Annotated in this window: 26 protein-coding genes and 1 pseudogene; 7 read left to right on the top strand and 20 right to left on the bottom strand. The window is 53.3% G+C overall.

Translation table 11 applies throughout. The features are described 5' to 3' along the window. The first annotated feature begins 34 nt into the window (after positions 1 to 34). Positions 35 to 700 (top strand): YigZ family protein, encoded by a 666-nt coding sequence (locus tag OCH80_RS05690; protein WP_404538778.1) that lies wholly within the window; start codon positions 35 to 37, stop codon positions 698 to 700. A gap of 35 nt (positions 701 to 735) precedes the next feature. On the opposite strand, the gene OCH80_RS05685 is transcribed toward OCH80_RS05690, so the two are convergent. The 13 genes from OCH80_RS05685 to OCH80_RS05625 form a co-directional block, all read right to left on the bottom strand. Then, positions 736 to 1,938: an MraY family glycosyltransferase gene (locus OCH80_RS05685; RefSeq protein WP_302187312.1), complete on the bottom strand. Its 1,203-nt coding sequence runs from the start codon at positions 1,936 to 1,938 to the stop codon at positions 736 to 738. Positions 1,939 to 2,123: 185 nt separating this feature from the next. Further along, the gene (gene rny / locus OCH80_RS05680) at positions 2,124 to 3,764 is read right to left on the bottom strand and encodes a ribonuclease Y (RefSeq protein WP_404538774.1); all 1,641 of its coding nucleotides are present in this window, start codon (positions 3,762 to 3,764) and stop codon (positions 2,124 to 2,126) included. A gap of 172 nt (positions 3,765 to 3,936) precedes the next feature. Beyond that, a complete protein-coding gene (gene recA / locus OCH80_RS05675; RefSeq protein ID WP_154547604.1) occupies positions 3,937 to 5,070 on the bottom strand; it encodes a recombinase RecA in 1,134 nt (377 codons plus the stop codon). Positions 5,071 to 5,418: 348 nt separating this feature from the next. Continuing rightward, positions 5,419 to 5,982 (bottom strand): CDP-diacylglycerol--glycerol-3-phosphate 3-phosphatidyltransferase, encoded by a 564-nt coding sequence (pgsA, locus tag OCH80_RS05670; protein ID WP_154547606.1) that lies wholly within the window; start codon positions 5,980 to 5,982, stop codon positions 5,419 to 5,421. Between the two features lie 54 nt (positions 5,983 to 6,036). Further along, positions 6,037 to 7,239, bottom strand: coding sequence for a helix-turn-helix domain-containing protein (locus tag OCH80_RS05665; RefSeq protein ID WP_404538769.1), 1,203 nt, complete (start codon positions 7,237 to 7,239; stop codon positions 6,037 to 6,039). Positions 7,240 to 7,295: 56 nt separating this feature from the next. Beyond that, a complete protein-coding gene (gene ymfI / locus OCH80_RS05660) occupies positions 7,296 to 8,024 on the bottom strand; it encodes an elongation factor P 5-aminopentanone reductase (RefSeq protein WP_404538766.1) in 729 nt (242 codons plus the stop codon). An 8-nt stretch (positions 8,025 to 8,032) separates the two neighbouring features. Further along, positions 8,033 to 9,322, bottom strand: coding sequence for a pitrilysin family protein (locus OCH80_RS05655; protein WP_154547612.1), 1,290 nt, complete (start codon positions 9,320 to 9,322; stop codon positions 8,033 to 8,035). Then, positions 9,319 to 10,524, bottom strand: a complete 1,206-nt coding sequence (locus OCH80_RS05650) for a M16 family metallopeptidase (RefSeq protein WP_404538762.1) — start codon at positions 10,522 to 10,524, stop codon at positions 9,319 to 9,321. Before OCH80_RS05650 ends, OCH80_RS05655 begins: the two co-directional genes overlap by 4 nt. A gap of 11 nt (positions 10,525 to 10,535) precedes the next feature. Further along, positions 10,536 to 12,953, bottom strand: a complete 2,418-nt coding sequence (locus tag OCH80_RS05645; RefSeq protein WP_404538759.1) for a DNA translocase FtsK — start codon at positions 12,951 to 12,953, stop codon at positions 10,536 to 10,538. Positions 12,954 to 12,972: 19 nt separating this feature from the next. Next, positions 12,973 to 13,368, bottom strand: coding sequence for a DUF1149 family protein (locus OCH80_RS05640; RefSeq protein ID WP_404538756.1), 396 nt, complete (start codon positions 13,366 to 13,368; stop codon positions 12,973 to 12,975). Positions 13,369 to 13,412: 44 nt separating this feature from the next. Then, positions 13,413 to 13,967, bottom strand: coding sequence for a tRNA (cytidine(34)-2'-O)-methyltransferase (locus OCH80_RS05635; RefSeq protein WP_154547620.1), 555 nt, complete (start codon positions 13,965 to 13,967; stop codon positions 13,413 to 13,415). Then, positions 13,967 to 15,148 (bottom strand): AI-2E family transporter, encoded by a 1,182-nt coding sequence (locus OCH80_RS05630; protein ID WP_404538753.1) that lies wholly within the window; start codon positions 15,146 to 15,148, stop codon positions 13,967 to 13,969. The genes OCH80_RS05635 and OCH80_RS05630 overlap by 1 nt, the downstream gene beginning before the upstream one ends. 12 nt (positions 15,149 to 15,160) lie before the next feature. After that, complete coding sequence (locus OCH80_RS05625; RefSeq protein ID WP_154547624.1) at positions 15,161 to 15,541, bottom strand: PTS glucitol/sorbitol transporter subunit IIA; 381 nt, start codon at positions 15,539 to 15,541, stop codon at positions 15,161 to 15,163. 166 nt (positions 15,542 to 15,707) lie between these two features. On the opposite strand from OCH80_RS05625, the gene OCH80_RS05620 reads away from it, so the two are divergent. From OCH80_RS05620 to OCH80_RS05610, 3 genes are read left to right on the top strand one after another with little or no spacing between them, the layout of a single operon-like run. Next, positions 15,708 to 16,721, top strand: coding sequence for a lactonase family protein (locus tag OCH80_RS05620; protein WP_404538749.1), 1,014 nt, complete (start codon positions 15,708 to 15,710; stop codon positions 16,719 to 16,721). Positions 16,722 to 16,733: 12 nt separating this feature from the next. Then, on the top strand, positions 16,734 to 17,561 hold the full coding sequence (locus tag OCH80_RS05615; RefSeq protein WP_404538746.1) for an undecaprenyl-diphosphate phosphatase: 828 nt from the start codon (positions 16,734 to 16,736) through the stop codon (positions 17,559 to 17,561). A gap of 51 nt (positions 17,562 to 17,612) precedes the next feature. Further along, positions 17,613 to 17,801: a hypothetical protein gene (locus OCH80_RS05610; RefSeq protein ID WP_154547630.1), complete on the top strand. Its 189-nt coding sequence runs from the start codon at positions 17,613 to 17,615 to the stop codon at positions 17,799 to 17,801. 91 nt (positions 17,802 to 17,892) lie between these two features. Here OCH80_RS05610 and OCH80_RS05605 read toward each other — a convergent pair whose 3' ends face one another. The 3 genes from OCH80_RS05605 to OCH80_RS05595 are packed head-to-tail and all read right to left on the bottom strand — an operon-like array spanning position 17,893 to position 20,233. Then, on the bottom strand, positions 17,893 to 18,801 hold the full coding sequence (locus OCH80_RS05605; protein WP_154549414.1) for an RluA family pseudouridine synthase: 909 nt from the start codon (positions 18,799 to 18,801) through the stop codon (positions 17,893 to 17,895). Further along, positions 18,801 to 19,598: an NAD kinase gene (locus OCH80_RS05600; RefSeq protein WP_154549415.1), complete on the bottom strand. Its 798-nt coding sequence runs from the start codon at positions 19,596 to 19,598 to the stop codon at positions 18,801 to 18,803. The genes OCH80_RS05605 and OCH80_RS05600 overlap by 1 nt, the downstream gene beginning before the upstream one ends. Further along, the gene (locus OCH80_RS05595) at positions 19,595 to 20,233 is read right to left on the bottom strand and encodes a GTP pyrophosphokinase family protein (protein ID WP_154549416.1); all 639 of its coding nucleotides are present in this window, start codon (positions 20,231 to 20,233) and stop codon (positions 19,595 to 19,597) included. The genes OCH80_RS05600 and OCH80_RS05595 overlap by 4 nt, the downstream gene beginning before the upstream one ends. 71 nt (positions 20,234 to 20,304) lie before the next feature. Between OCH80_RS05595 and OCH80_RS05590 the strand changes: the two genes are divergently transcribed. Together OCH80_RS05590 and OCH80_RS05585 are read left to right on the top strand one after the other, a co-directional pair. Continuing rightward, positions 20,305 to 20,916: a CYTH domain-containing protein gene (locus OCH80_RS05590; RefSeq protein ID WP_404538741.1), complete on the top strand. Its 612-nt coding sequence runs from the start codon at positions 20,305 to 20,307 to the stop codon at positions 20,914 to 20,916. A gap of 95 nt (positions 20,917 to 21,011) precedes the next feature. After that, positions 21,012 to 21,653 (top strand): DsbA family protein, encoded by a 642-nt coding sequence (locus OCH80_RS05585; protein WP_404538738.1) that lies wholly within the window; start codon positions 21,012 to 21,014, stop codon positions 21,651 to 21,653. A 47-nt stretch (positions 21,654 to 21,700) separates the two neighbouring features. On the opposite strand, the gene OCH80_RS05580 is transcribed toward OCH80_RS05585, so the two are convergent. The 4 genes from OCH80_RS05580 to spxA form a co-directional block, all read right to left on the bottom strand. After that, on the bottom strand, positions 21,701 to 22,555 hold the full coding sequence (locus OCH80_RS05580; protein ID WP_404538736.1) for a competence protein CoiA family protein: 855 nt from the start codon (positions 22,553 to 22,555) through the stop codon (positions 21,701 to 21,703). 160 nt (positions 22,556 to 22,715) lie between these two features. Beyond that, positions 22,716 to 22,985 carry a PspC domain-containing protein gene (locus OCH80_RS05575; protein ID WP_154549420.1) on the bottom strand — a complete coding sequence of 90 codons (270 nt, stop codon included), beginning with the start codon at positions 22,983 to 22,985 and terminating at the stop codon, positions 22,716 to 22,718. 46 nt (positions 22,986 to 23,031) lie between these two features. Then, positions 23,032 to 23,793 carry an adaptor protein MecA gene (locus tag OCH80_RS05570; RefSeq protein WP_404538733.1) on the bottom strand — a complete coding sequence of 254 codons (762 nt, stop codon included), beginning with the start codon at positions 23,791 to 23,793 and terminating at the stop codon, positions 23,032 to 23,034. Positions 23,794 to 23,914: 121 nt separating this feature from the next. Further along, positions 23,915 to 24,316 (bottom strand): transcriptional regulator SpxA, encoded by a 402-nt coding sequence (spxA, locus tag OCH80_RS05565; RefSeq protein ID WP_154549422.1) that lies wholly within the window; start codon positions 24,314 to 24,316, stop codon positions 23,915 to 23,917. 282 nt (positions 24,317 to 24,598) lie between these two features. Here spxA and OCH80_RS05560 point away from each other — a divergent pair. Further along, positions 24,599 to 25,118: pseudogene (locus OCH80_RS05560) on the top strand (transposase); the annotation flags it as partial.

Here is a 25,118-nt window from a genome sequence, read left to right as displayed (position 1 = left end):
CCTATAAGCTAATACACGAAAGAAGGCCAATTTTTTGTCAAATAAAGCAGATTTTTTAACGATTAAAGAAAATGGCGACCACGAATTGGTCATCAAAAAGAGCCGCTTCATCGCCACGATGGGCCGGGTGACCAGCGAGGCAGAGGCCAAGGACTTTATCGCGGCGGTGTCCAAGAAGTACCACGACGCCACCCACAACACCTACGCCTACACCCTGGGGCTAAACGACGAGCAGGTCAAGGCCTCAGACAACGGCGAGCCTTCCGGCACGGCCGGCATCCCCGAGCTCAAGGCCCTGCAGCTCATGAAGCTCAAGAACGTCGCGGTCGTCGTCACCCGTTATTTTGGCGGGATCAAGCTGGGCGCCGGCGGCCTGATCCGGGCTTATTCCAACTCCGTCACTTCGGCTGCCGAGGCGATCGGCGTGGTCAAGCGGGTCATGCAGCAGGAAATTATTTTTGCCATTCCCTACAACCGCTACGACGAGATCAACCATTACTTGGAAGAAGCGGACATCTTCGTGGAAAGCCGGGAGTACGCGGCTGACATCACGATTTCCGTCTTCCTGGACTTGGACCAGGTCGCGGTCTTTGAGGCCAAGCTGACCGACCTCATGGCCGGCAAGATCGACTTCCTTGAAGGCGATCAGCGCTACAATGAAATTCCGCTCAAGGACTTCAACTATCACGAACAAGGCTAAAAAAGCACGCCGCGAACGCGGCGTGCTTTTGCATGCTAGCTCTTATGCTTTTGCTTGCTTTTGGTCTTTTTGCCAGCAGGCGGCTGGACTTCGTGCTTGAGCTGCTCCGGCTTGGCCTGCCCTTGGTGCCAGACTTCGACCTTTGGCTCCTGATGCTTGGTTGAGCCCAGCACCAGGTGGCTGATCAAGTGGGTCAGCGGCTTGTATTTTTCACCCAAAAGCCCAATTGACTCCACGAAAAGCTCCACGGCCACCAGCAAGCCGATGATCAAAAGCGTCATCGCCCAGCCCGGCGATAAGAGGGCCAGCATGGACACGAAGGAGAAGATCAAAGACAAGGCATAGATGACCAAGACCGTCTGCCGCTGGGTCAAGCCTAGACTCATCAGCTGGTGGTGGAGGTGGTGCTTGTCCGCCTGGGAAATCGGCCGCTTGTTGAGCTTGCGGCGGATCATCGCATAGACCGTGTCTGAAATCGGCACGCCAAGGATGAGCACCGGCACCAAGAGGGAGATAAAGGTCACGTTCTTGAGCCCTTTCAAAGACAGGACCGCGATCATGAAGCCCAGGTACAAGGCCCCGGTGTCACCCAGGAAGATTTTTGCCGGATTGAAATTGTAAGGCAAAAAGCCAATCAGGCAGACGGCCAGCATGAAGCAGGCAATCGGCACGTACAGGCCCTGGTTTCTCAAGAAGTAGTAGCCCACGATCCCCATCGTCAACAGGGAAATGCAGGATACCCCGCTAGCCAGCCCATCCAGGCCATCAATCAGGTTGACGGCGTTGGTCAGGGCCAGAATCCAGAAAATCGTGATCGGCAGGCTTAAGTACCACGGCAGGTAGAAGCTGCGGTGGGTAAAGGGAATATTGATCACGTTCATTTGAATGCCCGCCAAATAGTAGACGATCATGGCCCCGACAAAGATGCCAGCCATTTTTTGCCCCGGCTTAAGTTCTAAAATGTCATCGATCATCCCCGTCAAAATAATGACGCTTGAAGCCAGCAGCACCGAAAACAGCTCATGGGTCGGAAACTGCTCGCGCAAGAGGATGAAAGCCCCGATGTTAAAGGTAACAAAAATCCCCAAGCCGCCAATGGTGGGCATTGGCTTCTTGTTCACCCGCCGGGCATTGGGGTTGTCGACCGCCCCTAAAACGAAGGCCAGACGCCGGATAAAGGGGGTGATCGCCGCTTGGATAATGACCATCAAAAAGAGGTCAACGATAATCTTAAACATGTAACGCAACTTTCTTAATAAACTAGAAACATTATACAAGTTGTCGGCCTTTTCGCCAAATTCACAAGCAATTTTAGCGATAATTGACCTAAAAAGCCAGTCGCCAGGAAAAAATAAAGGCAAAAACAAAAGAAAAGAAATAATATCAGCAAAAAAGGGATCCAGTCAACTGGACCCCTTTAGTTTTATTTTGCAACGGCAACTGCTCGTTTCTCACGTATTACTGTAATCTTGATATTGCCTGGGTAATCGAGTTCCTTCTCGATCCGGTCACGAATTTCGTGGGCCAGAACGGTCGTCTGCTCATCAGAGATCTTGCCCGGCTCAACCATCACGCGGACTTCGCGTCCGGCCTGGATGGCATAAGCCTGCTTGACGCCGTCATAGCTGCCAGCAATGTCTTCCAGTTCAGTCAAGCGGCGGATGTAGTTCTCCAAGCTCTCGCTTCTTGCACCTGGGCGGGCTGATGAAATCGTATCAGCCGCAACAACCAGTTCCGCGATAAAGGACAGCTTTGGCACATCGCCGTGGTGAGCCGCGATCGCATTGACTACCAAGTCAGGTTCATGGTACTTGCGTGCCAGTTCAACACCAATTTCAACGTGGGAACCTTCAATATCGTGGTCAATCGCCTTGCCAATATCGTGTAATAATCCCGCGCGAACCGCTAATTTTTCATCCAAACCAAGCTCAGCGGCCATCGTGCCGGCCAGCTTGCCGACTTCGATTGAGTGGGCCAAGACGTTCTGGCCATAGGAAGTCCGGTACTTAAGGCGACCCAGGGTCTTAACCAGTTCTGGGTTCATCCGGTGGATGCCCAGTTCCATCAGGGCACTTTCACCAGCCTCGTAAATGTCGTCATTGACTTCCTTGCGGGCCTTGTCAACCATCTCTTCGATGCGGGCCGGATGGATGCGGCCATCCTTGATCAGCTTCTGCAAAGCCCGCTTGGCTACTTCCCGGCGGATCGAGTCAAAGCCAGACAGGGTGACCGTCTTTGGCGTATCGTCAATGATCAAGTCGACCCCGGTCATGGCCTCAAAGGAGCGGATGTTCCGCCCTTCGCGGCCGATAATCCGACCCTTCATGTCATCGTTTGGCAGATCCACCACGGAAACCGTGGTTTCAGCGACCGTGTCCGCCGCGCTGCTTTGGATGGCATCGATAATGACCTGGTGGGCATAGCGATCCGCCTTGGCATCAATCTCTTCTTGATTGGCCCGGATCATGTCGGCCTTTTCCTTGACCAAGTGGTCAGAAACGTTGGCCAGGACCAGCTTCTTGGCCTCATCCTCGTCCAAGCGCGCTACTTCCAGCAGCTTGGCCTGACGCTGGGCCACCAGTTCATCCGCCTCAGCCAGCTTCTGGGAGACCCGCTCCTCTTGCTGCTTGATTTGGTTCTTCTTTTGTGTGAGTTGATTTTCCCGGTCATCGAGCATGCTGCTCCGGTGATCGAGGGTATCTTCTTTCTGCTGGAGACGGTTCTCCTTGCGGGCCGCTTCATCGCGGCGGACATTGAGCTCGTCTTCAACTTTCTGCCGGTAATCCCTGATCTCTTCCTGGGCTTCCAGGATCTTGGCCTTCTTGTCAGTTTCAGCATCCCGCTTGACGGCTTCAGCTGCCTGCTTCTGGGCCAAAACCTCAGCCTTGGCGGTTTCAACTTCCGCCCTGGCGTCAGCCAAAATATGGTCGGCGTCATGCCGGGCGTTGGCCGCCTTGCTTTCCCAGAGGTGCTTGCGCACCCCGTAGCCGATCAAGAATCCCACGACAATCGAAATAAGAAAAATTACAGCGACTCCTGCGAGAATCAAAGTTGTATTCGTCATAGTTTCGTCGCCCTTATTTCTAGAATTATTCGCACATAGTTAATCATAATTTATATCTGGGGTCTAGTCAATCTACATTAACTGGCGACCAACATCAAAAAAGGATAAGGACCAGCCGCTTGGCTGGTCCTTATCCTTAAGATTGAGCTGCCGATGAGCTCTGGCCTTCTTATTAGCCTTGGGCCTTGTCGTCCTTGGCAACTGGCTCAGGATCCTTCTCCTGCTTGCTGTCAGCTGCCTTGGCCTTGCCGTCGGCTTCCTTTTCCCGCTTTTCCTTGATCTTCTCTGGGTTTTCACGGTCAGCAATTGATTCAGCGTCAATGCCGTAAGCCTTGCGGACTTGCCCTTGGATGTCCTCATAGATATCTGGGTGTTCTTCCAGGTACTTCTTGGCGTTCTCCCGGCCTTGGCCGATCTTTTCGCCCTTGTAGGAGTACCATGAGCCGGCCTTGTCCACGATGTCCTGGTCAGCCGCCATATCCAGCAGCTCACCGGACTGGGAGATTCCCTGCCCGTACATGATGTCGACTTCGGCTACCTTGAATGGCGGAGCGACCTTGTTCTTTACGACCTTGATCTTGACCCGGTTGCCGATCACGTTGGCCCCCTGCTTGATCTGCTCAGCCCGGCGGACTTCCAGCCGGATGGTTGAGTAGAACTTCAGGGCGCGGCCGCCTGGAGTAGTTTCCGGGTTGCCGAACATGACGCCAACCTTTTCACGGATCTGGTTGATGAAGATGGCGATGGTCTTGGTCTTGGCAATAGTCCCGGACAGCTTGCGCAGGGCCTGGCTCATCAGCCGGGCCTGCAGGCCAACGTGGGAGTCGCCCATTTCGCCTTCAATTTCCGCCCGTGGGACAAGGGCCGCAACAGAGTCAACGACCACAATGTCAATAGCCCCACTGGAAATCAGGGTGTCAGCGATCTGCAGCCCTTCTTCACCAGTGTTTGGCTGCGACAGAATCAATTGGTCAATGTCGACGCCCAAGGCTTCAGCGTAAGCTGGGTCCATGGCGTTTTCGGCATCGATATAGGCAGCCGTGCCGCCGCGCTTCTGCACTTCAGCCACGGCGTGCAGGGCAACCGTGGTCTTACCGGATGATTCCGGCCCGTAGACTTCCACGATTCTGCCCCGGGGATAGCCACCCACGCCAAGGGCCGCGTCCAGTGCCAATGAGCCTGATGGAACGGTTGAGATCTGGGTATCAACCTTTTCGCCCATCCGCATTACGGCACCCTTACCAAAGTTCTTTTCAATTTTCTTTAAAGCAGCTTCAAGAGCGGCTTGCTTTTCATCTTTAGCCAAATTGTAACCTCCTGGAGATTTTCACTAAATGTATTATACTTTGAACTCATGCGTAAATGCAAGAAAAAAGCGAACAGCAGTTCAAAATAATTTCCCTCCACCTACTATTACACGAAAACAGCCCCTTTTTACCGAAAAAACAGCGAATCTGCCAAAAAAGAGCTGCCTTGGATAAGCGGCATTGGTTGCGGGGAACCTGGCGCGTGGTTTTGCCAAAATCAAGTCTCGAAAAGTACCCAACTGTGCCCCCAAGGCTGCGTAAAGCTTTTTCAAAACCAAACAAAAAACACTCATCTAACGATGGGTGTTTTAAAGCGCTGCCCGTTTAAGGGCAACTTCTAATCATAATTACATTGAGCCTTTGAAGACGCTCCATGAGCCACGGAAGTAGTCAATCCCTGAGTAGATGGTGAAGATCAGGGCAAGCCACAGCAGAACCGTCCCAATGTGGAAGATGTCGCCAAAAAGCAGGAAGATGATTGACAGCATCTGGCAAGTCGTCTTGATCTTGCCTGGCATCTTGGCCGCGATAACTTCCCCGTCGTTTTCAACGACGATCAGCCGCAAGCCAGTTACGGCCAGCTCACGGCAGACGATGATAGCTACGATCCAAGCTGGAGCCAGGTTCAAGGATACCAAGAAGATGAAGGCGGTCATGGTCAGCATCTTGTCCGCCAATGGGTCGGCAAACTTCCCAAAGTTGGTAACCATGTTGCGTGAACGAGCAATGTGGCCGTCAAACCAGTCAGTTGCTGAAGCTACGGCAAAAACGATCATGGCCACTACTCTGCTCCAGTAGATGGTCGTGCCGGCAAGCGTGAATGAGCCTGCTGGCCAGCCGCAAATGATCAGCAGCATAAAGACAGGGATCAGGAAGATCCGGAAAACGGTCAGTTTGTTTGGTAAATTCATTTCTTATTAACCCTCACTAATATTGCTTGTTCTTGTTTCGATATTCAGTTTGACTTACTTGTTGCTGGAAGCAGCTGAACTGGATGAGCTGACTGCTGGAGCACTGCTCTTAGCAGCGTTGACTCTTTGAGATGAGCTTGAAGTGTCCTTCTGGCTGCTGGACTGCTGGCTGCTTGCTGATGATGACGCGGATGAAGCTGAGCTTGCATGGCTTTGGCTGCTTTGTACAGCACGTGACGATGAGCTTGAAGCTTGTGAGCGGCTTGCTGAGCTGTAGCTGCTCTGCGTGCTGCTTTGGTGCGTCGTTGAGCTGGACTGGCTGCTTGAGCTTTCCTTGCCCAAGTAGATCGTCAGGCGGCTGGTGCCGTTGACTGGCGTGAACGGAATTTTCTTGCCGGCAACCGTTACGCTGACGCCAGTGTCCGTGCCCAGGTAGACGATCACGGTTGAGTTGTTCTTCACGCTCTCAGTGTGCTTTTCACCAGACTGCAGGGTGCCTTGGTTGGTGATCGCGTTGTTGACTGAAACGTAGTAGTAGATGCTTTGACTGCTTGAACGGACAACCAATGGCGCTGAGCTCTTCAGGCCAGTGACGCGGTAAGCATTGCCGCCAAGCTTGGCCACTTTGACCGCGCTGGTCTTCTTCTTGCTTGATGATGAGGCTGAGCTGCTCTTCTTTGAGGACTTCTTCTTGGAAGAAATCGTCACGCTTGAGCCTGAAGCACCCTCACCGGCAGTATTTTGCCCCTTGCGGGAGTTGGCAAAAGCAATGGCGGCTACCAGGACCAGCAAAGCGATCCCGCAGCCGATGGCCAAGCGCGGCACGAGCCGGCGCCACTTGGCATTGTCGCTTCCGCGGTTTTCTGCTGGCTTTCTTGGTGCCTGCGGGGCAGCTGGACGGGCCGGGGCTTCGTATCTTGGCTCTGGCTCTGCCTTTGGCTCAGGTTCTTCCGGTTTTTCCGGCTCTGCTTCTTCCTCTTCAGCTGGCTGCTCTGCCTCAGCGTAGTCTTCGTTTGAAACTTCATTGGCTGGCGCTTCAGAATACTCATTCAGTAGCTCCTTGCCGTCAAGACCAACGATCTGGGCGTACTGGCGGATGAAGGCCCGTACGTAAAAGTCGCCTGGAAGCTTGTCGAATTCATTGTTTTCGATCGCTTCCAAGTAGCGGCTTTGAATCTTGGTCGTCTTTTCAATATCTGAAATGGAAAGGCCTTTGGCCTCTCTTGCTTTGCGTAACTTCTCTCCGATGCCTGACATTGTTAACCTCTTCAAAAACTTAAAATCTGATTACCAATTATAGCACAATAACTTGATTATTCTAGCCATCCCCCGGTAACATAGATGGTTTGCCCTGTCAAGTAATCGCTTTCGGGATTCAACAGGCAGTCGACCCAGTAAGCAATTTCCTTTGGCTTGGCCAAATGGCCTGCTGGAATCTCCTCAGCCAGCTCATCCAGGGTTTCCGCGGAAAACATGGCATTCATGGCCGTATTGACGGCCCCAGGCGCGACCACATTGACCGTGAAGCGGCTCGAGGCCACTTCCCGGGCATAGGCCTGGGCAAAGCGGGAGATCCCGCCCTTAGTGGCGCTGTAGACCGCCTCCATGGCTGACCCCTGGCCGCCATAGACCGACCCCAAGTAGACGATCCGGCTGTGATCGTGCTTGAGCAGCTGGTCTTCCAGCATCTTGGTCAGCTTGATCGGGTTTTCCAGGTTGACCTTGATGATCCGGTCAATGATTTCTGAACTCTGCCGGCCCAAAAAGTCATAGTTGGTAATCCCTTGGGCAAATACGACCGCGTTGACCGGCAGCAAGCCCTTGACAAAAGCCAGCAGCTCCTCGTCTTCAGCCAAGAAGTTCAGCTTAATTGGCAGAAAGTCCTGGCTGGGATATTGGTCCATTAAACTGGTGGCCAGATTCTCCGCCTCGTTCCAGTTGGAATTGCAATGCAGATAAAGGGACCAGCCGGACTTGGCCAAGCGCTTGGCAATTGCCTGGCCGATCCCGCCGGTCGCCCCAAAGATGATCGCGCGTTTCATTGCGTTTATCAGTCCTCTTCCTCGTCGTTTTCGTCTTTTTCCTCGTCCGCGTCATCCACTTCGATCAAGGCTGAGTAAAAGCCCGCCTTGTCCAGCAGACTGGCACAGAAATTGCAGTATTCGTCAAAATTCAAAGCCTGCATCTTGGCCACGTTCTCAAAAAGATCCTCATCGTCAAGGCTCTCTTCGGCCAATTCCACCGCCAAGCCCGCGATATTGTTCAGGCTGCGGACGGTCTGGGCCAGCCAGACCCGCTTTTGCAGGTTGAAGAACTCCCGCATGGCAGGCAATTTGCTGGCAGCAAACAGGGCCTTGGGGGCCAGTTCTTCTTTGATGGCGGAAATTACCTTCCGGGCATCTGGGCTCATCCCCATGATCACGGCATAGTTGCCCTGGCGGGTATAGGTGACGTTGATCTGGAGCGGCTGGTTGAGCAGCTGGCCACGGCGCATTTTAGCATACCAGGCACTGGCTGAGCCCAATTTTGATTCTAACATGATTTCCAGGAGAATTTGGGCCAGGTCCTGACTGTCTAACACTTTCTTAAAGTTTTTCAAGTTGAGGCAGACGGCAAACAATGGCACGCTCCCCCCGGAAAGAACTAGGGGCTCCTTCGGCTGGCGCTTGTTCCTGACCTTTTTGCCCGCCTGCGGTCCTCTCCCTGGCTTGATGAGCGTTTCTTGCAAATGACCGACCTGGCGGAAGATGGTCTTGACCTGGTTGTCTGAGAAATCGCCGCAGGCCACGAAGGACATCCGGCCAGCCAGGTAGTTGTCATCATAGGCTTTTTGCAGCTTTTTCTTGTCGACGCTGGCTATGGACTCCTTAGTCCCGGCTACGTCAATGGCCAGGTTGCTGTCGCCATAAACGCTTCGCATCAATACATCCCCCAGGGGCCAGTCCGGCTCATCCTGGTACATGGCCAGCTCCTGCTGGATGATCGGAATTTCCTTCTTGACGTTTTCATCGGTAAAGTAGGGCTTGCCGACCAAATCAAACAGCAGGTCGATCGTCGGCGCCACGTTCTTTACCCCGCTGGCGTAATACATGGTCTCGTTGAAAGAGGTAAAGGCATTGACGTCGCTGCCCAGCTTCTCAAATTCCAGGGACAGGTCGCCTGACTCCTGCGCGAACAGCTTGTGCTCCAAAAAGTGGGCCAAGCCGGGCACGGGCTGGTCGTCGCTTGAGCCAAAGTCGACGATGATCCCCATGAAGCGGCGGTTGAAGCCGGGGCGGAGGATGATCTCAGCCTTGAAGCCGGACGGGTAGTTTTTCTTAATAATCGTCGGTTTTATCATCTTAATACATAGCTTTCATTCAAAATCAGCTTTTGGGCAAACTCGCGCAGCTTGTTGACCGTCACGGCCTTGGCTGCCTTGATCTGGTCAAAAGCCGCGTACTCTGGCTTCAGCTCCCTGCGCAGCTGCTTGGAGAGCAGCCAGCTTTCCTGGTCCTGGCCTAACAGGGTCTGGTTGACCAGCGCCTGCTTGCTTTGCTTGAGCAGGCCAGGATCGATCCGGCCCGCGGCAACCTTCTTCATTTCCTCAACAATGATCTGCTTGGCCCGGTCCACTTTTTCCGGATCCAAACCCGCGTTGATCAAAAAGAGGGAATTATCGACAAACCAGCTGGACTCAACCGCGTAAGCCGCCCCATTCTCCTCGCGGACCTTGGTAAACAGGCGGGAAGACTGCTCGCCGGTTAAATAGTGGCGCAGGACCAGGCCAGTGATCTGGTCTGGCAAATTGCCCGCCCCGCTATAGGCATAGCCTAAAAAGAGCTGGGCCTGCTGGTTGCCCTGAACTTCGGCTTTTTCAAGGTCAAGCTTTGGCGCCTTGATTCTTAAGGCATTGTCTGCGAATTCGCGGGTCAGCCCCTTGTAGTTGAAGTACTTTTTGGCCAGACGCTCGACTTGTCCCTTGTCATAGGCATTGCCCAAAAAGACGACCGGCATGGCCGGCAGGCTGGCCACGAAACGGTTCATCTCTTGCACCGTCGCGTCTTCAATCAGGTCAATCGGCCCCATGAAGGAGCTGGCATAGTCGGGCTGGCTGGCGTACCAGTTGTCAAAGAAGGCCGCCAGGGCATAGTTGCTTGGCTCAGCCATCAGGGTCTGGTAGTCATCGGCCAGCTGTCTTTGGGCCAATTCCAGAACTTCCTTGCTGAGCAGCGGCCCCGTGACCAGCTTGGCAAAAGTCTCCATGACGGTCTCATAGGTGTAGTCAGGGTCCAGGATCTGCTGGGGCTCGACAAAATCGGCCAGGTAGGACAGGATCAGGTCCTTCCCATACAGCTGGACCGTAGCCTCAAAGCGCATGGAATACAGTTCTTCCAAGCGCAAGAGCTGCTGGCCCACTGACGGGTAGGCGTTTGAGGCGTCCATCTGCATCCGGCACAGCAAGGAGGCAAAGGCCATGTTGTGGCGGGTCAGCGGCAAGCGCAAAAAACAGCCAAGATTGGCTGTCGTGAATTTTTCGTTTTTTTCAATTGCAATATTCATGTCATTGTTCATTATTCGTCTTGTCCTTCAGCTGGCAGGAGGACCTTGCGCGGCTTAGACCCTTCTGAAGGTCCGACCACGCCATGGTCTTCCATTTCATCAATGAGCCGGGCGGCCCGGTTGTAGCCGATTCTAAAGCGGCGCTGAAGCATGGAGACGGAAGCCTGGCGCTGGCGGCGGACCAGGTCGACGGCCTGCTGGTAGTACTCATCGTCTGGCTCCTCGCTCTTGCTGTCTTCCTCCTCGTCTCCGGCCTGCGGAATCATCTCTTCATCGTAGTCCGCTTCCTTTTGCTTCTTGACCCAGTCAACCACGTTCTCGACCTCGTCGACCGTGATGTAGGCCCCTTGGATTCTTTCCGGCTTGGAAGCCCCGATCGGCATGTAGAGCATGTCCCCGCGGCCCAGCAATTTTTCGGCGCCGACTTGGTCCAAAATGGTCCGGGAGTCGACCCCGCTGGAAACGGCAAAAGAAATTCTGGATGGCACGTTGGCCTTGATCAGGCCAGTAATGACGTCAACGCTGGGTCTTTGGGTCGCCAGGATCATGTGAATGCCGGCTGCCCGGGCCATCTGCCCCAAGCGGACGATTGAGCCTTCGACTTCGTGGCCCCCGACCATCATCAAGTCACTCAATTCGTCGACCACGACCAGGATGTATGGCATCACCGGCATGACTGGCTTGGACTTGTCCGCGTTGTTGGCTTCGGCTTTGGCATTATACTCGTCCATGTTGCGGACGCTGCCCGCGGCAAAAATCTTGTAGCGCCGTTCCATCTCGTCAACGACCTTCTTCAAGGCCTTGGCGGCTAATCTGGAATCGGTCACGACGGGAATCAGCAAGTGGGGAATGCCAGCGTAGACTGACAATTCGACCATCTTGGGGTCGATCAGAACCAGCTTGACCTTTTCAGGCCGCGCCTTCATCAAGATGCTGGTCAAAATGGTGTTGATGGCCACGGACTTGCCGGAGCCGGTTGACCCGGCCACCAGCAGGTGGGGCATCTTGGCCAGGTTGGCGCTGATGATCTGGCCGGTAACGTCCTTGCCCAAAGGCACGCACATGGGGTCTTCGCGGGACTTGGAATCCTGGTGCTCCATGACCTCTTTAAAGGCCACGACCGTGCTCTTCTGGTTGGGCACTTCAATCCCAATGTACGGCTTGCCTGGGATCGGAGCTTCAATCCGGATGTCTTTGGCAGCCAGGGCCAAGGCCAGGTCATCGGCTAGGTTGACGATCTTGGATACCTTGACCCCAACGGCCGGCTGCACCTCATAACGGGTGATCGTCGGCCCCAGAATCGCCTTTTTGACATTAACCTTGACGCCGAAGCTGTTGAAGGTCTTTTCCAAAATCGCCGTGTTTCTGGCAATCAGGTCCTTGTCCTGGCTTTGGTCGCTCGCCTTCACCGGGTTGAGCAGCGAGATCGGCGGCAATTCATAATGGTCGCTCCCAGCTGGCTCCACTTCTTGGTCCAGGCCGTGGTCAACCTGGCTGTCGGCCAAGATCATCTTCTGGTCTTCTTCAGCACGTGAGCGCGGCTTTGGCAAATCGTCAGCCTCAAGGGAATGGGTGACCTGCAGGTCATCGGGATCAGCGTGCTGCTCGGCCACTTGAATCGTCGGCAGCGATGGCGCTTCTTCAGGAACCGGCTGCTTGGCCTTGACCTGGTCCTTGATCTTGTCTTTGACCGGCCCAAGGCCAGCCAATGGGTCGCGCAGCTTGGCCCGGTTTGGCGACTCTGCTTCAGGAGCGGCTTTAGCCGCCTGCAAGCGGGCCTCCTGGCGCTTTTCCCGAGCCTGGTCATAGTGGCTCTTCATCTGCCCGGCCCCATCCCGGGTTTGGGCAATAAAGGTCCGGCTGATTTTTTGAAAAAGGCCCAGGATGGTCCGGAACTTGACGTCAAAGAACATCAAGATCCCGCTGATCAAGGCCAAGACGGCCAGGCAGCTGCTGCCGGCCTCGCCCAAAAGCGGGTAAAGCCAGGAAAACAGGAGGCTGCCCAGCCAGCCGCCGCCGACTTTGACTGTCACGTTGGCGCGGGCAAATTCCTCACCCATGATCGTCTTAAAGGCCAGCATGAAGTCGCTGTGGACGTCCCTGGTCAAAAAGAAGCGGCTGCTGAAGAGCACGAGCAGGGCCAGATAGGCCATGACCAAGCCGCTGCTGCGCTTGAAGCCAAAGCGGGGCGGCTTGCTGTAGACCAGCATGACCAAGCCAAACATCGCCATGAGCCCCGCCAAGAGCAGGTAGCTGTCGCCGACCAGCAGGCGCAGGAGGTTGGCCGTCTGATTGCCAAGCCAGCCAAAGCGCAAAAACGCCAAAATGGCTACCAAGATCAGTAAAATCCCGGTAACCACCCAGTTCAATGATTCTGTTTTTTTAGTTGATGCTTTCTTTTTTCTTGCCTGCCTTTTTCTTTTAGGCATGTACTCACCTGCTTAGCGCTTAAAAATTAGGTTGGAAGTCCAGGTTGATTGGTTCTTCCAAAGCAACTTGCGTTACTTCGTAAGTCAAGGTTTCAATGTACTCAACCAATGGCCGGCTGAGCAGGCGGTAGGTTTCCTGGTCCAGGTCCTGGCCGTCGCCGTGGTAGCCCAGCAATTGGACTACTTGGGTGTTCACGCCGGAGATTTCAATGGAGTTTTCTTCATCTGGAGTCACGTCGTAAACAACGGCAACTTCGTAATAGCCGCCCGCTTCACCCGTGTCTTCAGTGCCGTCGTCAGCGGTTGCGACCACTTGGCGGATGGCTACGTTGACTTCGTTCTTTTCTTCTGGCTCGTCCAGCAGGTCATAGTGGAAGGCGCGGACAATGATTGGGGTTTGCTTGTTAAAATCCATTTTGATACCTCGTGTATTTCTTTAATTTTCTTTCTGAAGCCGGCCTAGTGCCCCAGGCTGCGCTGGTAGCGGCCAGGCCGGTTGTAGTCGTCCTTCAGCTTGTCGTTGGCGTAGTGGTGGGACTTTTCCATATTTGGAAAGCCTTGCTGACGCAGGGCTTCAAAAATCACGATCGCCGCGGAGTTGGACAGGTTGAAGGCCCGGATCTTGTCAGACATGGGGATGCGCAGGTTGCGTTCCTCATATTGTCGCATAAAGGTCTCAGGTAGGCCAGTCGTTTCCCGTCCGAAGACGAAGAAGTAGTCCTTGCTCTCGTCAGTGTAGTCCACGTCCGTATAGGACTTGCTGGAGAACTTGGAGATCAGGTACATCTCCGCGTTTTCCGGCAGGCTGGCCAGGAAAGCGCGCAAGTCGTCGTGGCGGTGAAGCTCGACCTCGCCGCCGTAGTCCAGGACGGCCCGCTTGAGGTGCTTGTCGTCCAGCTGGAAGCCCAGAGGCTCAATCAAGTCCAGGACGGTATTGGTCCCCGCGCAGGTCCGGGCAATGTTGCCCGTATTATCCGGAATTTCCGGTTCAAACAAAACAATATGATTGGTCATTATTTTCCTTTCTGCTCTTCGCCTAAGTCAGCCTTGGCCTCCGCTTCCCCGTCATCGTTGTACAAATGTGAAACCTTGCGGTAGTAGTTGTAGAAGCGACTGACAAAAATCTTCAAAACGGCATACAGAGGAATTCCGGCAACTACGCCCCACAGGCCCCAGACGGATCCTGCCCCCAGCATGACGATGATGGTCGTCACTGGGTGCATCTTCATCCGGTTGCCCACGATCATCGGGCTGATCACCCGGGTTTCGATCACCTGTTCAATGGCAAAGACGAGCAAAACCTTCAAGACCATTGACCAGGAGGTTACGGCCGCGACGATCAAAGACGGGATCAAGCCGATCGTGGTCCCAAAATAAGGGATCAGGTTCATGCATCCCGCGAAGATCGCCAAAGCCGCACCATAGGACTGGCCGATAATGGAATAGCCGATGAAGAACATGATGCCAACGCAGAAGGCCACGCTCATCTGCCCTCTGACATAAGAGGACAAAGCCGCGTTGACCTCATGCAGCAGCTCGCTGGTTGCCTTTTCCCAGCGCTCAGGCGCGAACTTGACCAGGTAAGGCCGCAATTCGTGCCCGTCCTTGAGCATGAAGAACAGGATAAAGGGAGCCGTGAACAGGGTCATGAAGACCGTTGCCGCGACGTTTACGGCGCTGGTCAGGCTGCTCAGGGCATTGCCGATCGCTTTGTCCCCAATTTGGCTCATGTTCTTCTGGAGGCTGGCCAGCTGCTTGTCGATGGAAGCACGCACCGTCCCCATTCTGGGGTCCTTGAGGACTCCTTGCACGGTTTCAGAGGCATTCTTCCAAATTGAAGGCCAGTTGTCGATCAATGACTGAATCTGGTGCTGGAGCAAAGGAATCAGGGTATTGATCATCCAAACCAGGAAGCAGATGACGAGGGCGAAAATCAGTAGAATCGTCACCGTCCGCGGCACCTTGAACTTCTTTTCAAGCCAGTCCACCACCGGGTTCATCAAGTAGTACTGCAGCAAGGCTAAAATCACTGGCGGCAGGATGGCCCACATGAAGGTCTTGACTGGGTTCAGGACAAAGGAAACCTTGTTGAAGATCAGGACGATGACCAGACACAGAAAAATATTGATCAGGCCCACGCTGAAGCGGTTGTCAAGCACCCACTGCGTGAAGATGCTGTCCTTCTTCTTCTTCATCTTGCCACTCTTCTAAAGGTGTTCGTAAACGATTTCGTCATCCACTCTGAAGACTGGCATTTCCTGGTCGGCTGGGCAGTCGACGTAGATAGCGTTGGACATTGGCTTCTTTGGCACTTCAGTCGTGAAGAAGAGGCTTGCGTGCTGCAGCTTCTTCAGGTTGCTGTTGACCAGGGAGCCAGTGTATTCGATATCGTAGGTAATGCCGTCAATCGTGATGGTATCGCCCTTCTTCAATACGATGCTGGCAGCTGGGGTGTCCGCGTCAAATTCTTGAATGACGGAAACGTCAGCTAACTCTTCATTGGCGCTTTCGCCAAACAAAATAACAACTCGGTCTTCTGGGCTGATTGCTTTTGGCCCAATTTTTTTAATAGTAGAAATCCATTTCATTTTTATCACCTGATTAAATTCTAACATACTAGCCAGCACAACTTAAGAAGCACGGCCAAGAAAAAAGCTTAATAATTCTTAACGCGTCTTAAGGAACTGTCGACAATTGCATCTTATCATATTAATATGTAAGTTGAACTTTTGTGTATTGATTAAGGAGGTTAACATGCATATTTTAATTGGTGGCTACACCAAGCACGAATCTGAAGGCATCTATCAGTTTGACTTCATCGGCGCTGGCAATGAAGCCCACCTTGAACAAGGCCGGAACGTAGTTAAAGTTGGCGGCCCAACCTACTTTCAAAAGGCCGGCGACTTGATCTTCACCATCAAGAACGAAAACGGCCAAGGCGGCATCGCCGCCTACCGCCGCGGCAAGCTGGTCAGCCAGCTGATCCACGACGGGTCATCCCCGGCCTACGTCGGCATCAACCAGGACAAGCGGCTGCTCTACACGGCCAACTACCACACTGGCATGCTGTCCGTGATCAGCTATGACGAACAAGGCCAGCTGACCCTGCTGGACCAGGTCAAGCACGAAGACCGGGCCCTGGGGCCAAAGCCTGAGCAGGATACCGCCCACCCTCACTACTTCGATGAGACGCCAGGCGGCCACCTGGTCTCCTGCGACCTGGGCCAAGACAGAGTCGACTTCTACGCCTTTAAGGACGGCAAGCTCAGCCACCTGGCCAGCTACCAGAACGAGGACGGCTTCGGCACCCGCCACCTGGTCTTTGATCCAAGCGGCCAGTACTTCTACGTGGCCGGGGAGCTCTCAAGCCAGGTCAACGTGGTCAAGTTTGACGAAGCCAGCTGGATGTTCCAGAACGTGGCCACCTACTCCACGATCCCGGCTGACTGGGACAAGCACAACGGGGCCGCGGCCATCCGCATGTCCAAGGACGGCCGCTTCATCTATATCTCCAACCGCGGCAACGACTCCATTGCCGTCTTTGAAGTCAAGGCTGACCACACCCTGAAGCTGATCCAAAGAGTTTCAACTTTTGGCGAATTCCCCCGCGACTTCAACTGGGATGAAGAAGAAGCGTACATCGTCGCGGCCAACCAAAACACCAACAACGCGACTCTCTACGCCAGAAACGCGGCTGACGGCAGCCTGACCCCATTGGTCAAAAATATTCAAGTGCCAGAAGGCACCCGCGTCTTGTTTACTGAATAGTTAGGAAGTTTTATGTTAGATATCTTTAAAGCAATTATCCTCGGCATCGTTGAAGGGATCACGGAATTCCTGCCAATCTCCTCCACGGGCCACTTGTACCTGGCCGACTACATAGTCAAGCTTAGTCAGCCAAAGGCCTTCATCGACATGTTCATGGTGGTCATCCAGCTGGGAGCCATCCTCAGCGTGATCGTGATCTATTTCCACAAGCTGAACCCCTTCTCGCCAAAGAAGAGCAGCCGGGAAAAGGGCCAGACCTGGCAGATCTGGTTCAAGGTCATCGTGGCCGTCCTGCCGTCAGTCATCATCGGCTTGCCCTTAAACGACTGGCTTGAAGCCCACGCGACTACCTGGCAGGTGATCTCAGCCACCTTGATTATCTACGGCGTGCTCTTCATCATCTTGGAAAACTACTACTCCAAGAAGGAGCCAAGCTTGACCAACCTGAACTCCTTGAGCTACCAGACGGCCTTGCTGATCGGCTGCTTCCAGGTTCTGTCCCTGGTTCCTGGGACTTCCCGCTCTGGGGCTACTATTTTAGGGGCCATGCTGATTGGCTGCAGCCGCTTCGTTTCCACGGAATTCTCCTTCTTCCTGGCCATCCCAACCATGTTTGGGGCTTCCCTGCTGAAGCTGGTCAAGTTCTTCAAGACCGGACACGTTTTCGTCGGCAACCAGCTGGCTATCCTGCTGGTCGGCCTGGTGGTCTCCTTCATCGTGGCCTACCTGTCAATCAAGTTCCTGCTTAAGTACGTGCAGACCCACGACTTCAAGCCATTCGGCTGGTACCGGATCATCCTCGGGATTATCGTAATTGCTTGCGGCTTAATCTTTGCCTAAGCTGGCAAAATCTGCTATGATTGCCTCTTATAGGATAAGGACGGTGAGAAAATGCTGGAGCTGTTATGTCTCTTGTTTGTATTGTGGCTCTGCTTCAAGCTGGGCGTCGGCCTCTTTAAGGTCTTGATGTTCCTGCTGGGCATTGGCCTCCTCTTCGCTTTTGTCTCTTCCCTGGTCCTGCCGCTCCTCGGCCTCCTGGCCGCTGGCGGCATTGCCTGGGCCGCGATCAAGCGCTTTTAATTGACGAAACAAGCAGATTAAGAAAAAGAATCAATAGCAATTATATATGCAAAAAGTCCAGAGTCAGCTGACTCTGGACTTTTCTTATTGCTTACTTTCCGGCCTGTTCTTGCAGCTTTCGCCACAAGTCCTGCATGTCCTTGGGGTCAGGCAGCTCGATCGTCTGCTTCTTCCCGCTGAAGGGGTCCGGGAAGGATAAATAGAAGCAGTTCAAGGCCTGGCGGGCAAAATGGTCCTTGGCCCCGTACAAGTCATCCCCAAAGAGCACGTGTCCCAGCGACATCATGTGCACCCGGATCTGGTGGGTTCTCCCCGTCAGCAGCCTGAGCTCAACCAAGCTGGCCCCTGGGACCTGGTCAATGACCCGGTAGGCCGTCAGCGATTTCTGCCCATTCGGGTTGACTTCCCGCTTGACGGTCTCGCCTACCCTAGCCAAGGGCTTGTCGATCAGCCCCGTCAGTTCGTCTTCTGGGAAGTTGCCGTGCACGATGGCGTGGTAGCGCTTGATAAAGCGGTTCTTGCCCAATTTGGCGAAACGGTCATGGGCAATCGCGTTCTTGCCCAGCAAAACCAGACCGGAAGTATCCTGGTCCAATCTCGTCACGATGTGTGGCTTGATGTAGGCGGGGTCAGCCCCCTGCTTTTGGAAGTAGCTGAGCACCCGGTTGATCACGGCATCCTCATGGTGAAAGCCAGACGGGATCGACAAGAGGCCAGCCGGCTTGTTGACGACCAAGTAGTCGCTGGCTTCAGCAACCACCTCAAGCGGCTTGTCGGATGGGCGCAGGGCCGGATTTTCCTTCTCCTGTCCCATCAGGAAGTGGACCACGTCCCCCTCCTTTAAGCGGTAGCCAGTGTGGCGGCGGTGGTGGTTGACCAGCAGCATCCCGCCCCGGTTCTTGGCATTGTTGACGGCTCTTCTGGAAAAGCCCTTTTTCAGCAAAAAATGACTCAGTTCGCCTGGGTCATTCTTCTGCACGATCAGTTTATATACTTGCATTAATTGTCACCAATGAAGGCATCGTTGACCCGCTCCCAGAAATGGTGGTGGCCATACTGGTAAAAGCTGATCTCTTCCGGTGCGATCTCATAATCTACTTTCTGCACGTCAAGGAGGTCAATCCGCTTCCCGTCGACGATCACGACCGCCTTATCGGGGATGCGGGGGATGATGGTGATCCATTCATCCGGCGCGATGACCACGGGTGAGCCCACGGTCCGGAAGACCAGATTGTTGATGGAGGCAATCTCCGTCAGCTGCAGGGCCTTCAGGCGCGGGTGGATGACCGCCCCGCCCAGGGACTTGCTATATGCCGTCGATCCCGTCGGCGTGGACACGCACAAGCCGTCCCCTCTGAAGCGCTCAAAGCGCTCGCCGCCAATCCAGACCTCAGCCTCCATGGTCTTGGAGATCCGCTTGATCGTTGCTTCGTTCAAGGCTAGGAACTTCAACACGCCCTTCTTGGTGGTCACCTTCATGCACAAAAGCGGATAAGACACCTCGTTTTCTTCCACCGGGTGTTTGACCAGGGCATCGACCAGCTTCTCCATGTCGTAGTTGCGCCAGTCGGTATAAAAGCCCAAGTGGCCTGTGTGAATTCCGGCAAAGCAGACACGGTCCAGCTGGTCTTGGTACTTGTGAAAGGCGGAAATCAGGGTCCCGTCCCCGCCCACGGAGATCACAAGGTCAGGGTTGCGCTTGTCCAGCATGATGGACTTTTCGGCCAGCAGCCCCTTTAAGTGACGCACCGCGATCTGGGTGGTTGGGTAATCATTATGGACGATTGCAGCTTTCATGACTTTTCCTTGCCCTTGTTCTTGGTAAACAGCTTCTGCGCTTCCTTGACTTCGTTGCGGATGGAGGACATCTCCTCGTCCAGCTGGTAGGCCGCTTCGGCCGTCCGCTTCAAGCGCTCAGAAATATCTTCCGGGTAGACCCCCTGGTACTTGTAGTTCAGGGTGTGCTCAACCGTGGCCCAAAAGTTCATGGCCAAAGTTCTGATCTGAATCTCTGCCAGCAGGCGCTTGGAGCCTTCAGGCATGTAGACGGTGTAGGCTACCACCATATGGTAGGACCGATAGCCGGAAGGCTTGGCGTTTTGGATGTAGTCCCGCTCTTCGATGACTTCCATGTCGTCTCTTTGGTGGATCAGATCAACCACCCGGTAAATGTCGTCGACGAACTGGCACATGATGCGGATGCCCGCGATATCCTGCATGTCGCTTTCAATGACGTCCGGGGAGATGACCCGGCGCTTCATCTTTTCTTTGATGGAGTCCACGGTCTTGACCCGGCCAACCACGAATTCAATTGGCGAATGCTCTCCTTTGGTCAAAAAGCCTTGCCGGAGAGCCCTAAATTTAACTTTTAATTCTTTGACGGCCTGGTTGTATGGCCATAAAAAAGTATCCCAGTCTTTAATCACAGACATTTTCCTTCCCTATCAAACAAATTCATTTTAACATATATTCAGAAAACAACTAGTAAAGGAGATTCTAAATCATGAGCAAAAACCGTGAAATCGAAGCCAAGGTATCCTTGGACAAGCAGACCTATGAAGCCATCAAAGCAGCCTACCCGGTCAAGGAGGACTTCCGCCAGACCAATACCTACTACGACACGGACAAGCAGCTTTTGAAGGCGCACCGCAACGCCCTGCGCATCCGCACCTTCGCCGATCACGCGGAGGAAACGATCAAGGTGCCAAGTCAAAAGCAGGTTCAGGACAAGTACCATGAAGTAATCGAAATCAACGATGAGCTGTCCTTGACGCAGGCCCGCGAGCTCTTGCAAAATGCCGCGCTCAAGCTTGACGGCAGCGTTGGCGACTATTTGAAGAAGACTTACCCAGACGACTGGGACAAGATTGCCGCCTTTACCTGGTCCAAGACCCACCGGACCCTCTTGAACGGGCCGGAGGACTGTGAGCTGACTTTAGACCACACCCGCTACCCGGATGGGTATTCCGACTATGAGCTGGAAGTCGAAAATCCTGATCCAGCCGCCATTAAGCGGGCTTTGGCCATCTTGAGCGAAAAATTTGCTTTTTCAGCCAAGAATGCCAATAATTTAAGTAAAATCGCCCGGGCCAGCCAGCACGCCCTTAAAAAGTAATCCAGTCACCGCAGCGTCCTTTCCAAAACTTATTTTTTGTTTTCCTAGAAAACTTTTGCTAAAGTAACAGATGAATAATTTTTTGGAGGTCGGACATGTTCGAACTTTTTCTATTTATCAATCCGCTGGGGCTCAGCTGCTACCATCTCGAAAAACAAATTAGAAAAATTGCCGAAGAACTCGATTTGGACATCTGCATCAACTACATTCCACTGGTAACCATGACTGCCATGAAGCAGGACCTGGTCAAGCGCAATTGGAACTTCAACACTTCCATCAACCTGACCAACTACCACCTGGCTTCTTTGAGCGTGCAGAAGTTCTATTACGCCATCCAGATTGCCTACGGCAAGAAGCGGGCCAGACTGTTCCTCTTCAAGCTGCAGGAAGCTTTGAGCGATGGCAAGACCAATTATTCCGAAGCCCTAGCCGAAACCCTGGTCCAAGACCTGGGCCTTAATCTGGAAAAGGTCAAGAATTCCCTGACTGACACCTGCCTGCGCGAATTCATCAGCCAGGATTCCACTTTAGCCAGCAAGTTCAACGTTACCAGCCTGCCATCCACAGTCGTCTTCAACGACGAAAGCGATGACTCCGGCCTCTTGCTGGACGGCGACCTCAGCTACGACGACCTGCGCGAGATCTTTACGGATCCATCAGCCAGCGCCTGCTTGGACGTGGCCGACAATGACGCCTTCTACTGGTCTGACTGCTCCAGCCACCTGCGCCTGCTCTAACCTCCAATAAACGCTTCGCAGCTCCTAGCCACAAGCTTGGAGCTGCTTTATTTTGACCCCAGATACCGCTCCAGCCATGATGCTTCCCCTGGCTTGCGCCAGCTGGCAAAAGCCGCGCTTGGCAGGTCAGCCAGAGTCAAGTGCTTCAAGTACATGGCCTCCGCGATTTTGAGGCCAAAGCGCGTCTTCTGCTGGATTTGTCCCTGCAGGTACTGCCGCTGGCGGCGGCAGTCGGCCTGAAAGTCAGGCAGCTTGGGCGGGCGGTAGTGCCACAAGCTGGCAATCCCTTTGGCGTCAAGGGTGAAATCCTGCTGGCGGTAAACCAAGTTCTGCGTCAAGGGCTCCTGAAGAACCTGGTATTTCAGGCGCAAGAGCCCCCGGACCGGGTCGACTTCCAGATAGTAGCTCTGCCAGTGCGGGTTTTCGCGAAAATAGATCAGCTGGGTCTGCTTCAGCTTTCCGCGCAAATAATGCCGCTGACCCACGACCCAGATATCCTTGACCCTGGCTTCTTGGTACAAGGCATGGCGGTGGGCAAACTCGGCCTGCCCCAAAGGAGCGCACTGGACCTCAAAGGCCAGGCAGCTATTAGCCAATACGTCCGCCCTGATGCCCCCGCCGGCCAGCGGCACCTCTACCTGGGCTGGAAAGCCAGCCGCCGTCAGGGCCGCTTTAAGCATCATCTTGGCCGTATGGTGTTCAGCCTGCTCGCCCGCGCTTCCTTGATAGCTGCGCAGGTGCTTGAAGAAGGCCTCCGCCTGCTCCGACAGGATTAAGATTACCCGCTGGCGGCAATTGGGACAGCGATAGGGCTCACGGTTTAAATAAGACATGTCAGCTCTGGCCTTGGCCGCTTCGGTTACGGCCAGCACCAGTTCATCTTTTAAAAGTGCAGCATACAAATTAATCCCCCATAGATTAATTACCCGAAAAAAGCCAATTTTACCGAAATTTTTTTAAAAAATTTCAAGTTAATTCAGAATCAAGTCAAGCGCAACAAAAAAACGGAATTCGCCTGAATTCCGTTTTTTTTGCTATTTTTTCTGTTCTGGTTGACCCAGCTTAATCGCCGTCGTCAATGTCAATATCGTCATCCTCGTGGTCGCTTTCCGTGAAGTGGCGCTTTGGGTGGCTGCCGCCTTCCCAGTCATCCGGCCGCCGCGGGATGATGATTGACGCCACGATGTAGGCGAAAATCCCTGTCCCGCCAGTCAGGCCGAAAATCAGCCACAAAAGCCGGATGAGGGTTGGATCAACATTAAAGTATTCTGCAATCCCGGCGCAAACGCCGGCAATCATAATGTCCTTGTTGGACTTGTACAAGCGTTTCATAATTGTGCCTCAAATCTAATAAAACAAATTCCGCTTTTCATCAGCCTCATTTGCCCGCGTGCTGACGACGCAAGGCCCCCAAGGCGTCCTGCTGGAAGATGCACTGGCCCAATTTCTGCGCCTTGCCCATCTCGTCATCTTCAACCCGGTAGCCAAACTCATTGGCAATGGCCCAGGCATCGGCCGGCTTGATCTCCTCGTAGTTCTCGTCCATAAAGGCCAGCTTAAGGTAGAACTGGCCATTAAAATAGTAGACGCTGGACGCCAGGTCACTGACTTTCAGGCCGTCGGCCAAAGCCAGCAGATCGTCAAAATCGGCAAACCTGACGCAGTGGTGGTCCTGGTAATTCCAGTAGTCGTCATCGCCGTCATTGGCATCCAGGTTTAAATCCTTCATGACGACCGGGTCCATCTCCGTGTTGGCGTCATCATTTGGATCCAAGTCAAAGTAAGGCCGCGGCTCATCGCCTCCAGCCTCATACTCTTCCCCATAGGCGTCATCATCATCGTCTTGGCCATCGCTGGGGTCAAAGAAGCGGCGCACTTCTTCCGACATGCCGCCGCTATCCCCCTTCATCTTGGTGATCAGCAAGTCGATGCCGCCATCATTCGGCATTACTTGAAAAGTTACGGGAGCATCGCTGGCAAAAGAATGCTCCTTGTCAACCTCATGGAGGATGGACAGGAAGAATTCCTGTACCCGTTCCCGGTTGCCCAAAAGGTCCAAAATCTTGAGGCCTCGCTTGTTGAGGTCCTCGCGGGTCATGCTGACGCGGAGCGTATTGTCATTTACCTTCTCAACTCGCATCGTCATCCCTCCTTAATCGCTAAACAGCTTATGGATATTGTAACCTAAAGCCGGCCAAAAATAAAAGCGTTAGCTCATTCAAAAAGAATGAACCAACGCCAAACTATTAATTTCGGTCAAGCTAATCTTGGTCGGCGAGGCGCTTTGCCTTGGCCATTTCCAAGCGGCGCACGCTTCTAGGCAAGAAACGGCGAATCTCATCTTCGTTGTAGCCGACCTGCATTCTCCGGTCATCAAGAATGATTGGTCTTCTAAGCAGGCTTGGATTCTTTTCAATCAAGTCGATCAGTTCGTTCATTGAGATCTCATCCAAGTCAATATTCAATTCTTGAAAAGCCTTAGAGCGAGTAGACACGATCTCTTCCGTGCCTTCTTCGGTCATTCTTAAGATGTGGACAATTTCGTCCCTGCTCAAGGGATCCGCAATAATGTTTCTTTCCTTGTAAGGGATGTTGTGCTTTTCAAGCCATTGCTTTGCCTTGCGGCAGGAAGTGCAGCTTGGAGAAACATATAAATCAACCATATTCCCACGCTCCTTTAAGACTATATTGCATGAACACACATTCATGATTGAATTATAGTGTATCACTCGTACTTACAAAAAGGAAGGGGCATTTGCCACTTCTTTGGAATTTCTTAATGATTCTTTGAATGCTAACTTCCCAGGGCAATCAAACTCAAGTCCTCTGAGAAAGTGCCCTAAACCCGCAAAAATACTGTATTTTTAGCACATCTTTGCTTGCATTGATGTGCTTTTCTATGTTATAATTCGAGTATGATATCATACTCAACAAAGGAGGCCATCATGTACTACAACTGCCTGGTTAATATTCCTAAGAACACTGGTAAAATTTCCAGAAATAAACGGGGTAAGACTACCTACATCGAATACACTTATGCTAGAGAGTACCTTCCCGAGAAGAAATACAACGTTGCTAGAAGAACGACCATTGGGAAAGCTGACCCAGATCATCCTGGAATGATGTTTCCTAACCTCAACTTCGAAAAGTTCTTCCCAGATATCGAGATTCCCGCCGAAGGAACGGCGGCTGAGCCAGTCAGCGAATCCAGAAGCAGCTGTATCCGCATTGGTGCCTTCTCTGTAGTCAGACGAATTATTGAAGACTACAAGCTGGCTGAACATTTGAAGCGTTGGGATGACCGGGGAAAAGGACTGCTTCTTGATCTCGCCGCGTATTCAGTTATCGCAGAAAGCAACGTGGCTCAGCACTTCCCGGATTATGCCTACAACCACCCATTGATGACGCCACAGAACAAGATTTACAGCGACTCTACAATCTCGCGCTTCATTCGCGAGATCGATG

It is taken from the genome of Lactobacillus sp. 23-2 (genome assembly GCF_044902225.1).
Taxonomy (GTDB): domain Bacteria; phylum Bacillota; class Bacilli; order Lactobacillales; family Lactobacillaceae; genus Lactobacillus; species Lactobacillus absianus.
Note: the sequence above shows the minus strand (reverse complement) of the source record. Positions and strands in the feature narration are given on the sequence as shown.